The following is a 10,141-nucleotide window of genomic DNA, read 5'->3' as shown; positions in this document are numbered from 1 at the left end:
CGATGTGGATGTCCTTGAAGCCGCTGACGTGGCGCTTGCAGAAGAGGTAGGGCGCGACGATCGTCCAGTGCTTGGCGCCGTCGATGTAGAAGTTGCAGACGTTGGAGTTCGATTCCCAATCGTTGAACCTTCCGCCCGGCTCACGGCTGTCTCGCACATAGGAAAGGGCATAATCGGCACCGTTCAGGAGCGCGCCGTTGACAGAAATGTCTTCCTCGTCGGTTCCGTGCGACTTGATGCCGTAGATGGCGCCGCCCGCCACCACGTTGCCCCAGATGTCGGTGATGCGAGGGAAGTATGTTTCCGACACATCGACGACCGAGTTCCACTTCAGGTTCGCTGATCCGACGCCTGGGGCGGTCGCCTTCATCACCCGGACATGGTCGAGCTGCGAGCGATAGCCCCGGGGAATGATGATGCCGTCGGCGAAGTCGTTCGGGTCGGCCTCGTTGAGCGGGCCCACCTGGACGTGGCTGAGGGTGACGCTGTTGTTGTTGTTGAGCCCGCCGGCGCTGCCGACGAACTCGAACGCCGTGCCGCTGTTGGGCTGGCCGGGGACAATCCCGACCTGGTCCAACACCACCGAATGCTGGCGACCGACGCCGGTGCCGTTGAATTTCAGTCCGCCGTCCGCGTTCTTGACGAGGAATGTCTGGCTGTTCAGCCCGCTGCCGAAGATGGCCAGATGTTCGCCCGGCGACGTGCCGCTGAGGTCAATGACAACCCGGCTGGAAAGGGTCAGCTTGCCCGTGGCTTCGCCGCGCAGATTACTGTCGCGAAGGGTTGCGAGCCATGTAGCTACCGCCGGAGCATCATTGGACCCGTCCCGCTTGGCGCCGGCCTGGGTCGGCGTCGCAGTGTCCGCGCTGGCCGTTTTGACCTTCCCGAGTTCTTCGTCGACCTTGTAGATGGCCGAGCGAAGCCGATGGGTGTCAGTCTGCGCCGAGTTGTTGAGCTTGCTGACCAGCGGAAGATCGAAGTTCGGCGTCCGCTCGTCGACGACAGGCTCGATTGCCGGCGGATCGAAATCGGGCATGGTTCATCCCAAAGAAAAGGCCCGCGCGATGGCGGGCCGGACAGGAGGCTTGGGTGGGGTTGGCGGCGCTATTCGCCGGGCCACCCGTCATCGACGACGATGGCCGCCAAGGCTAGCGCATCGGCCGCGGCAAGGGCCGCATTCTTCAGGTTGCGGGCGTGGATGATCAGGGCCGACTTCCACTGGCCGAGCGAGCGCACCGCCAGCGCCCCGGTCGCGGCCGAGGTCTCGAAGACGTCGTTGCCGGCGTCGATCACCTCGACCATCGTCTCGGGATCCATTGCGCTCCAGAGCCCATGCAGGGCGAGCCAGTTGGCCTGGTCCTCGATCGTCCGGCAGTCCAGTGTGCGGACCCCGGCCGCGGCGCCGAAATTGTGCTGATAGCCGGCGGCGATGATGGCATCCCGGCGGGTGTCGATCCCGCCGCAGAGCATCGCCTTCTGGCCGGCTAGGTCCATCTCCGGCATCGTTTCGCCAGGCGTCACCACGACGCCCGCCGGCACGGCGACGACCTCGACGCCGTCGCCATAGGCCGAGGCCGGCACGTTCTGATCGTCTTCATGGGTTGCGAGGACGATCCCGCCTTTCACATAGGCCCGCATCAGAACACCTGCAGATAGGAGTTGTTGTTCCCGACCGTCCCGGCCGCCGGCGAAAGGCCGACGAGGTTCGAGCACGTCGTGAGGAAGATCTGCGAGCCGATGCTGGCAAAGGCCGAAATCGCTGCGCCGCCGGTCGTATTCAGGTCGGCATTGGTGAGAGAGACGTGACCGTCGTCCAGCGCCGAAACGTTGCGCAGGCCGTTCGCTTTGGCCGTGATCGCGTTGGCGGTGTTCGTCGTCCCGAAGATCCTGGCTCGGATGCAGTAGAGCCCGGTGGTGCCGTTGTTATCGAAGTGCCCGGACCCGCTGATCTCCATCATCGCCCCGTCGCGCACGAACGCCCCTTCGGCTCCGTTGTAGATGCACATGACGTTGCTGCCGAGCGCATACCCGCCATCGTTCGCGAGCAGGCCGATGCCGGCGTTGTGGCAGAAGATGACGTTGAACAGCGACGCCGAGCCGCCGGAGCGGACGAGACCGCCGCTGTCGAAGCCAATGAAGGCGCAGCTCTCGATCGAGCCGGAGGCCGGCCCGTCGCCGCCGAATTCGCCGGAGACGAACTGCTCCGTCGTGCCGAAGTAGATGCCGCCCTTGATGCCGGCGCCGATGAAGGCGATGTTCTTCATCAGCGACAGGCCGGCGCGCCCGACGACGATGCCGTCGCCGGCGCATTCGATCTTGACGGCGAAGCGGGCCCGGATCGTCGCCTCGTCGGTGGCTCGGGTGCCGTTTAGGTTGGCGCGAGTGGGGAACGCACCGAGCATCGTCGCGCCGGAGATGGTGACCGAAAGTCCGTCGGGGTGGGACAGATCAAGTTCGTCGACGGTCTCCGAATAGGTGCCCGCCGCGATCGCGATGTCCACCGTGGCGTTGCCCATGATCCGGCGCAGGCGCAGCCAGGCGAGAGCCGACGACAGCTTGTCGAAGGGATCGCCGGCGAATGGATCGACCGGCGTCGGCGAGCCGAGGGTCGTGACGTTGATCGTCAGATCCTGGGTGATCAGCGGCGCAGCGGCGATGATCGCCTGGTAGAGCTGCGTCGTGTCGTTCGGATCCTGTGCCGACCGGAACGTGCCGTCGCCCAAGACCTTGTCGATGACGTAACCGATTTCCCGCTGCGGATGCTCGATCGCCTTGGCCGGCGGAATGGAACCGAGGATCGCGCCCGGCGTGTCCTCGTCGACATAGGGCGCGTTCGGATCGGGATTGCCCCCGACGACGTATGGCGGACGGTATTCCATTCTCAGCCTCTCAAAACGAAAAGGACCGGCGAAGCGCCAGCCCTTGCGTGATCGTCTCCGCCGGTCGGGCGGTCAGACGTCATAGAAGCCCCATGGCGCGCTCTGCCATTCGTGGGGCCATGTGCCGTAGGTCGGCAGGGCGTCCTTGGCGTAGCGGAAGACCGCCTTGAACGGCGCCGGCTCTACCGCCTCGAACAGGCAGATCAGCTCCTGGATGCCGACGATCTCGAACAGCGGATCGCGGCCGACGCGGCTCTTGCCGACCCGGAAATATTCCCGCCGAAGGTCGTAGACATGGACGACCCAGTAGCCCTCCTGCGAGGGCGAGCCGACGAAGTGCTGCCCGCCGCAGCGCGAATAGCCGCAGCGAAAGCCGAAGCGCTCCTCGATCTTGATCCGGAAGCCGGCGAAGTGGGCCAGCCGGACGAAGTCCTGCGGCGTGATCGTGCCGGTGGACCGGATCTTGTTGAGAAGGGTGTAGAACCGCGTCTCGTAGCTCTGGTCCGGCCGGGCGCAGTCGCTCGGCAGGCCGTATTCCCGTTCCCAGTCGACCAGCCGCTCGCGCAGCGACAGGACGAACCATTCCTTCGATTCCTCGAAGGCCAGCCGATACAGCTCCGCCACGGGCGCCAGCAGCGCGCGGGTGAGCTTCGCCCAGTTCGAGCCCTCGTCGATGGCCTGTCCGTCCGGCGAGCCCCAGGCGGCCCCCTTGGGCCACAGCGACAGCGCCGCCGGCAGAAGATCCTCGACATCGGGATCGGACAGCGCGTCGCTGCGATCGACATAGAGCTCGGACCCGGCCGCCGCCGGCTCGTATTCGGTCCAGACGTTGCGGGCCGGATCACGCATAGGTCACGGTTCCCAGAACGGGATAGCGGCCGAGCGCGAAGGTGACGTCGGCCGCAGGTGCGACGAGGACATGTCGGTCCTCGCCAGTGACGCCGGAGATGGCCTCGCCGATCCACGACCGCGACAGGACGAAGGTGTCGTCCGGCATCGAGGGATAGGCTCGCTCCAGCAGCATCGCCTTGATCGCCGCCGAGATCGAGGCCCGGATGTCAGCCGTGTCCTGGTTGAGACCGGAGATCGTCACCGGCACCGCGACGGCCACCGGCGCCAGCGCCTCGGCATCGACCCGGATCATCCGCCGCGCATCGATTGCCGCCGTCACTACCGCGGCGTCGGCGCTCTCCGGAATGAGGTTGGTCCGGCCCTCGAAAAGAAAGAACACCCCGATCGAGCCGATGCCGTCCGTCATGCGGTAGGCCCATGCCTTGACGACGCCGGGGACGGCCAAGGCGAACTGCTCGTAATCGGCCAGGGATCCGCCCTGCGGAGGACGACGCTTGCGATCCAGCGCCCTCGCCCGCAGGCTTTCGATGTCCTCGCGATCCGCACCACCGCCGAGCCCGGCATCGCCGACCAGAAAGGTGTCGCCCAGCGTCGGATAGAGGCCGGCATCGGCGAGGAGCATTTCGCCCGCCGCCTCGCGGTTGGCCGCCGATCCTGTCGCCTCCGAGACGACGGTGAAGGTGACGGCGCCGAGATCGGTGGCCGTGGCCGGCGCCGTCGTCACATAGGTCTGGTCCGCAGACAGAAAGCGGATGCCGGCGGGATAGGTGCGATCCGCCGCGCCGGTGCCGGTGATCAGCCCCGTGGCCGCCGTCGCCGCCTTGCGGATGATCTGGTACTCGGCGGCATGCGCCTCGATCGTGCGCTCGTCGGTGGCGGAATGAAGGTGCAGCTGCTTGGAGATCCAGCCGAGCCGCTGGTCGTAGAGTTCGACCAGCATGGCCTCGACCTTGCCGATGACATAGAGCACGTTGCCCTTGATGCCGGCGTCGGTCCCGGGGAAATACTGGCGGATCGCGCAGCGCACCTGCCGGTGGATCGTCGTCAGGTCACGCGGCTGATAGGGCATCGAGACCATCCCATAGGACTGCAAAGCGCTCGTGATAGGTGACCGTGCCCTCGCGGCCGTAGCCGGCGATGGTGAGGTCGAGGCGGTTGCGGACGTTGCCGGCCTTGGCCGCCACGTCGAAGCGGACGAACACCCTCTGATCAATCAATGGCTGCAGGGCGATCGTCGCGTATTCCTCGGCTTGGCTCGCGATGTCCGCCGTCAGCGCCGCGCGGCGCAGGAGCCAGAGCTTGGAGCCCAGCGCATGCTCGCCCGGCTCAAGGTCGAAGCCGTCGCCGGGCCAGCCCTGGTTGCGGTCGCCGTCCCGAAGCTCGGTCGGATCGACGCGGATGTCGGTCATGAGCGCGATGATCACCGCCGTCTGCAGCGGCTGGTCGGCCTTGAGCCCGGCCGGGTTGATCGGATCCGTCAGGGAAGACAGCGCCAGGTCGCCGATCTCGCCGTTCCAGACGATGTCGGGCGAGAGCTGCGGTTCCTCGACCTCGGAAAGCGGGATGATCCTCACGTCAGGAACACCTTGGTTGCGAAGCCGCCGACATCGGTATGGCCGGCGCTGTCGATCGTGCCGGACTTCGAAGCCGGGACGCCGCCCTCGCCGCCGATGTGGACCTCACCGTCAAGGATGATCTGCGGCGCCGTCAGGCGGATTTCCGCCGAGTGGACGATCCGGATCTTCGCCGCAACGATGGAGACGATGTTCCCCGCCGCGTCATAGATCGCCGTCCCGCCGGCGGTCAGGAGATCGCCCTGCGGCCGCAGCGACGGGTTCTCCCCGCCGACCACATAGGCCGAGTCCCGATTGCCCCGGACGCCCGTGAGAAGCCCGATGCCGCCGGCGACCGGGTGCGATGCGAAGCCATGCGGCTCGATCCGGTGGACGCTCTCATAGCCATCGCCGGCAAAGCCCTTGCCGTTGACGAACTGCTGCCCGCCCCGGTGCTCGACGGACCCGTCGAGTTCGAAGCGCGTGAAACCACTGTCGGCCATGATGTTCCTCAGTCCGCCCGGAAGGTCGGGATCGGCACCGCCGGCGCCGACCAGCTGTCGGCGCTCTTGCCGCGCGGGTTCTCGCCGCCGAGCGCGCGGGGATCCTTGAGCGTCAGCGTCGCCTTGGTGCCGCCGCCCTGCCCGTCGGAAGCCTCTTGCTCGAACACGATGCTGGCGATGGTCATCTGCTGCTCGATCCCGAAGGCCGGGATGATGACCTCGATCGTCTTGTTCGCCTCGAACAGCTGCCCGTTGGAACGCCAGCCCGGCGTCGTGACGGTGCATTCCTTGGAGGATCCGGCCGCGCGCTTGGCTTCCCAGGCCGCCCGGTCCTTCAGCCGCTCGCTCGTCGCCTCGCCCTCGTGAACCTTGATCAGGGGCCGCTTGCGCTTGCCCCCGGCCGATGCCTCGCCGACCGGCCGAAGAGCGGTCTTGGAGGTGCCCTCTGACGCCTGCCCCCGGACCTTGATTTCCGAGAAGGTGCCGCGCCCGGAGATCGTCGCCGTGGCCTGCTCGATGTTGACGCCCTCGCGCAGCGCGCCGGCCACCTTGCCGTCCGGCCCCTTGGAGAGCTTCAGCTTGCCCTCGGCGGTGTCGTGGATCAGCACGCCAAGCGCCCGCGCTTCGGTCTCCAGCGTCTGGAACCACGTCTCCCCAAGCCTCAGCTTGTGGAACTTCTTCTTTGCCGTCTGGATCGTCGTCTCGATCCCGATGCCCAGCGTGTCGAAGGTCTCGGCAATGCCCTTCAGGTCGAGGTCTTTCGCAAGCCCCGTCGGATGGTCGACAGAGGCCTCTGTGGCGTCGACAGACCGCGACACCACCGTGAGGGCGTAGGACCGCTGATCGGCCGACAGAGAGCCCCGGACGTCCCGCGTGTAGCCGGTCAGCCAGAGTTCCCCCGAGACCTTGATCGTGGCCTCCTCGTCCGGCCCGCAGGGTGGCCCCGGCTGGATCCAGGCGATGTCGAAGGACGCTTCCCGCGACACCTCCTCGGCCGACACCCGCAGCTCGACGCGCGTGAAGGCCAGCGGCTTGCCGGCCACTTCGAGAACGACGGTTTCCCAGGCCATGTCAGATCACGATCAGCCCGACGAAGGCGACGAGGAGAGCGGTCCCAATCATCGCGCAGAACACCTTGTCCGGGTAGGTCCGCCACACCCAGGCGAGGCCGACGATGATTGCTGCCAGAAACAGCGCGGCGGTCGCAATGAGGTGTGCTGTCATGACGACAGAGCCTCGATCGAGACCGGCATCAGCATGGCCGTCGACACCCGGTTGCGCCGCACCAGCTCGGCGCCGCGCGTCGGGTCGCCGTAAAGCTCCCACGCGATGACGCTGGCAGGCAGCGAGAGATTGGTCTCGACGCGCACCACGGGGCTCTTGTCCGCCGCCAGCGCCGAGATCTGCAAGATGGCCGTCCCGACCAGCGAGACGATCCATTCCAAGACGTCTGCCCCGAAGGCGGTCGCGATCGGCCCATAGTCCGCGTCGGCCCGCGCCGCGAGCAGAGACCGCGCCGCGACGGCATCGCGCCGGCTTTCGAAGTCCGCCCGCACCACCGCCGCGCACCAGGTCACGAGGAAGCCCAGCCGATAGACGACGCCGGTCTCCTCGCGCCGCCGCAGCGCGTCGATCAGCGCCGCCGGATCGGCCGCGGCCTCGCCCAGCTCCCGGCAGACCGTCAGATAGGCCTCGGCCCCCGCCGCGCCGCCCGCCGAAATGGCGATGGCCTTGCGCCGGAGCACGACGGAATCGTCCGCATCCGTGACATGGGCGCCGAGGAGATCGAAGACCCAGGACATCAGAGCGAAACCCCTGCGGAGAGATTGGCCGAAGCCCCGATCGACAGCGGCCCGACCGCGGCCGAGAACGAAGCCGACACGCCGACCGACAGCGACACGCCGGACAGCCCGGCCGAGAACGAAGCGCTGATCGCCGCGCCAGGCGACGGAGACGCAGCCCCGTCCGATCCCGCTGCGATGAAGATCATGTCGTAGGCGATGAAGCCGTTTTTATCCTTGTCCCGGTTGCGGCGAAACCCGTCGCAATGGGCGAAGACGGCGTCCATCGGAAGGGACAGGAGCCCCGGCCCTTCCGAATTGCAGACGGCTTCGAGCCGCTTGCCCTCGCCGATCACGCCGTCCGAGGCGACATAGGCCGTCGGCCGCCAGATGCCCTCGCGCAGCCCCATGTCCTCGGACAGGTGAGACCCGCCGGGGATGGCATGCACCGCCACCCGGCGCCCGCCCTGCAGCTCGTCGATCTCGACCCAGAAGCCGGCGCCCTTGAAGGACGCCCGTCCGCCGTTGCGGAAGGCGCGGGACCAGTCGACCATCATCCGCCCCCTGGCTGGCCGGCATCCGGCATGGTGGTGGCCGAAGCCTTATTGGCGCCCGGCAGCCGCCCGGTCTTGCCGGCGCTCGGAACCGATACGCTGGAGTTGAACGCCCGAGCCGCCGCTCCGCCGAAGGCCGCGCCCGCCGCCGAGGCCTGCGAGTTCAGAGCCGCGCCAGCCGCATTGGAGAACGCCGCGCCCGCCTCGGCGCCCTTCGCCGGCAGCTGCGCGCCACCTTCGAGAAGCGCCGCGCGCATTTGGTCGATGCCCTGGATCTCCGGGTCTTCGATCTTGAGCCGGCTTTCGTCGAACCCCGCCCCGGGCCGGGGCGCCGGCTGCGGCACCGGAGTGCCACCATGACGCCCGGGAAAGTCCGGCATCATCACCCGCGGCGTGAACTTCGGCTCCGGCTTGGCGATGGCGCCCGGGTCGACCGTCTTGCCGTAGCGCTGCTTGTAGTAATCCGAGACGTCGGAATCCGAGACGCCCATGCGCGCACGGTTCGCCTTCATGGCGTCGAGGTCTCGCCTCTGCCCTGTCGGCGATAGCCCGTTGGCGCGCCGCAGCGCCACGGTCGACGTCGCCAGCGCCTTGCCGAGCCCGACGCCGCCCATGTCACGGGCGCCCATGGCGCCGACAGCCCCTGACTTCGGGCTCTTGTCGGCCAGCGCCTTGATGGTCTTCGCCGCAATCGCGTCAGCGTCCTGCTGGGCGCCAACGCCCCAGGGATCGTTGATCTTGTCCCAGAGCGTGCGCGGCCCGTCGAAATCGCCGGACTTATTGCCGCCCATCGCCGTCGACAGCGCGGCCCAAGATGTCTCGACGCCCTTGATCGCCGAGCCCAGTTGGTTGACCATCGTCGTGACGTCGCCGAGGACATCGCCCGCCGGCGCGATGATCAGGTCGCCGAGGTCGATCTGAAGCTTCTCCAGATTGGCCTTGAACACCTTCCACTTCGATTCCAGCGTGTCGAGCTTGAGCTGGTAGCCCTTGCCGAGCGATCCGACATATTGCGACGGGTCGTTCGCCGTCGCCATGCGGGTCTGCAAAAGATCGAGGGACGAAACCAGGCGGTTGACCTTGCTGGCGTGTTCCAGCCCGACGATGTCCGTGAGAAGCTCGGTGCGCTTGAACTTGTCGAGTCTCTGGAGCCGTTTCAGGAAGTCGATGAGGGCGCCGTTGGCGTCTTCCTTCATCAGCTCCGTGAAATTCTCCGTCCGGCCATAGAGCTTGTCGAAGGCCTGCATCGAGGCCTTGGTGTTCTTCGGGTTGAGCAGCTTCGTCGACAGCGCGTTCATCGCCGTCGCCGCCTGCTCTGCTGGCATCTTCAGGTCGAGCAGCGTGCCACCGAGCGCCGCGATGTTCTCCTTGGACATCCCCATGTCCTTGAGCTGCGCGCCCGTCCGGTCGAGGAAGTCGACGATGTCCCGCTCGTCGGAAATGCCTGCATCGGCCAGCGTGTTGATCAGATCGGCGAAGGGCCGCATCTCGCTCTGGGTGAGCTTCAGGCTTTCCTTGAAGCCGGCGAAGGCGTTGCCGCTGGCCTCGCCGGTCATCTCCCAGGCGTCGGCCGCCTGCGCCGACAGGACGACGAAGTCGCGCATTTCGTTGATCGGGATGCCGGAGGCGATGCCGCGCTGGTAGGCCTCGGCGATCTCCGCCGGGTTCATCGCCACCTGGCCGCTTTCGACGATGCCGAGGATCTCGCTCTTGACCTTTTCCAGCGCCCGCGCCGACAGGTCGCCCTTCTTGCGGATGCCGACCAGTGCCGTCTCGAATTGCGCCGCGGTCTTCAGCGTGTCGCCGGCGCCGAACGCCGCGGCCACCGGCGCCGCCGCCATCATCGCCGTGCGGGCATAGCCGGCCATGCCGCGCTCGGCCCGGCCAAGGAGCGAGTTCTGCTTCTCGATCTGCGCCGACTTCTTGTCGACGCGATCAAGATTCTTCGACACGCTGTCGAAGGCCTTCCGCGTCCGGTCGATCGCGGTTAGCTTGAGACGGGCTTCGATGTCTTTTGCC

At 67.1% G+C, this 10,141-nt stretch carries 12 protein-coding genes; all 12 read right to left on the bottom strand.

The features are described from left to right. The coding region (locus ATO4_RS25500) for a hypothetical protein (RefSeq protein ID WP_139802698.1) at nucleotides 1-1,036 on the bottom strand (1,036 nt) is incomplete at its 3' end. A gap of 68 nt (nucleotides 1,037-1,104) precedes the next feature. After that, the gene (locus tag ATO4_RS25495; RefSeq protein WP_083594759.1) at nucleotides 1,105-1,638 is read right to left on the bottom strand and encodes a hypothetical protein; all 534 of its coding nucleotides are present in this window, start codon (nucleotides 1,636-1,638) and stop codon (nucleotides 1,105-1,107) included. Further along, entirely contained in the window at nucleotides 1,638-2,879 is a 1,242-nt protein-coding gene (locus tag ATO4_RS25490) for a hypothetical protein (RefSeq protein WP_083594757.1), read from the bottom strand. Before ATO4_RS25490 ends, ATO4_RS25495 begins: the two co-directional genes overlap by 1 nt. A gap of 72 nt (nucleotides 2,880-2,951) precedes the next feature. Further along, complete coding sequence (locus ATO4_RS25485) at nucleotides 2,952-3,728, bottom strand: putative phage tail protein (RefSeq protein ID WP_083594755.1); 777 nt, start codon at nucleotides 3,726-3,728, stop codon at nucleotides 2,952-2,954. Next, complete coding sequence (locus tag ATO4_RS25480; RefSeq protein WP_176223176.1) at nucleotides 3,721-4,800, bottom strand: baseplate J/gp47 family protein; 1,080 nt, start codon at nucleotides 4,798-4,800, stop codon at nucleotides 3,721-3,723. Before ATO4_RS25480 ends, ATO4_RS25485 begins: the two co-directional genes overlap by 8 nt. Continuing rightward, nucleotides 4,781-5,305: a phage GP46 family protein gene (locus tag ATO4_RS25475; protein ID WP_083594751.1), complete on the bottom strand. Its 525-nt coding sequence runs from the start codon at nucleotides 5,303-5,305 to the stop codon at nucleotides 4,781-4,783. The genes ATO4_RS25480 and ATO4_RS25475 overlap by 20 nt, the downstream gene beginning before the upstream one ends. Continuing rightward, nucleotides 5,302-5,787: a phage baseplate assembly protein gene (locus tag ATO4_RS27985; protein ID WP_176223175.1), complete on the bottom strand. Its 486-nt coding sequence runs from the start codon at nucleotides 5,785-5,787 to the stop codon at nucleotides 5,302-5,304. The genes ATO4_RS25475 and ATO4_RS27985 overlap by 4 nt, the downstream gene beginning before the upstream one ends. Nucleotides 5,788-5,795: 8 nt before the next feature. Further along, the gene (locus ATO4_RS27980) at nucleotides 5,796-6,857 is read right to left on the bottom strand and encodes a hypothetical protein (protein ID WP_176223174.1); all 1,062 of its coding nucleotides are present in this window, start codon (nucleotides 6,855-6,857) and stop codon (nucleotides 5,796-5,798) included. Nucleotide 6,858: 1 nt separating this feature from the next. Beyond that, nucleotides 6,859-7,011, bottom strand: a complete 153-nt coding sequence (locus ATO4_RS27975) for a hypothetical protein (RefSeq protein WP_176223173.1) — start codon at nucleotides 7,009-7,011, stop codon at nucleotides 6,859-6,861. Beyond that, nucleotides 7,008-7,589: a hypothetical protein gene (locus tag ATO4_RS25465; protein WP_083594747.1), complete on the bottom strand. Its 582-nt coding sequence runs from the start codon at nucleotides 7,587-7,589 to the stop codon at nucleotides 7,008-7,010. Before ATO4_RS25465 ends, ATO4_RS27975 begins: the two co-directional genes overlap by 4 nt. Then, complete coding sequence (locus ATO4_RS25460) at nucleotides 7,589-8,122, bottom strand: DNA circularization N-terminal domain-containing protein (protein ID WP_176223172.1); 534 nt, start codon at nucleotides 8,120-8,122, stop codon at nucleotides 7,589-7,591. The genes ATO4_RS25465 and ATO4_RS25460 overlap by 1 nt, the downstream gene beginning before the upstream one ends. Further along, nucleotides 8,122-10,074 carry a phage tail tape measure protein gene (locus ATO4_RS25455; protein WP_139802696.1) on the bottom strand — a complete coding sequence of 651 codons (1,953 nt, stop codon included), beginning with the start codon at nucleotides 10,072-10,074 and terminating at the stop codon, nucleotides 8,122-8,124. Before ATO4_RS25455 ends, ATO4_RS25460 begins: the two co-directional genes overlap by 1 nt. Nucleotides 10,075-10,141: the final 67 nt, after the last annotated feature.

The sequence above is a fragment of the Aurantimonas sp. 22II-16-19i genome, assembly GCF_002088275.1.
Classification (GTDB): domain Bacteria; phylum Pseudomonadota; class Alphaproteobacteria; order Rhizobiales; family Rhizobiaceae; genus Jiella.
This window is presented reverse-complemented; position numbering and strand designations above follow the sequence as displayed.

What these genes read in the sequence shown, in the direction of transcription:
- ATO4_RS25495 (WP_083594759.1), bottom strand. Translation starts at nt 1,638, where the DNA reads ATGCGGGCCTATGTGAAAGGCGGGATCGTCCTCGCAACCCATGAAGAC.
- ATO4_RS25490 (WP_083594757.1), bottom strand. Translation starts at nt 2,879, where the DNA reads ATGGAATACCGTCCGCCATACGTCGTCGGGGGCAATCCCGATCCGAAC.
- ATO4_RS25485 (WP_083594755.1), bottom strand. Translation starts at nt 3,728, where the DNA reads ATGCGTGATCCGGCCCGCAACGTCTGGACCGAATACGAGCCGGCGGCG.
- ATO4_RS25480 (WP_176223176.1), bottom strand. Translation starts at nt 4,800, where the DNA reads ATGCCCTATCAGCCGCGTGACCTGACGACGATCCACCGGCAGGTGCGC.
- ATO4_RS27985 (WP_176223175.1), bottom strand. Translation starts at nt 5,787, where the DNA reads ATGGCCGACAGTGGTTTCACGCGCTTCGAACTCGACGGGTCCGTCGAG.
- ATO4_RS27980 (WP_176223174.1), bottom strand. Translation starts at nt 6,857, where the DNA reads ATGGCCTGGGAAACCGTCGTTCTCGAAGTGGCCGGCAAGCCGCTGGCC.
- ATO4_RS27975 (WP_176223173.1), bottom strand. Translation starts at nt 7,011, where the DNA reads ATGACAGCACACCTCATTGCGACCGCCGCGCTGTTTCTGGCAGCAATC.
- ATO4_RS25465 (WP_083594747.1), bottom strand. Translation starts at nt 7,589, where the DNA reads ATGTCCTGGGTCTTCGATCTCCTCGGCGCCCATGTCACGGATGCGGAC.
- ATO4_RS25460 (WP_176223172.1), bottom strand. Translation starts at nt 8,122, where the DNA reads ATGGTCGACTGGTCCCGCGCCTTCCGCAACGGCGGACGGGCGTCCTTC.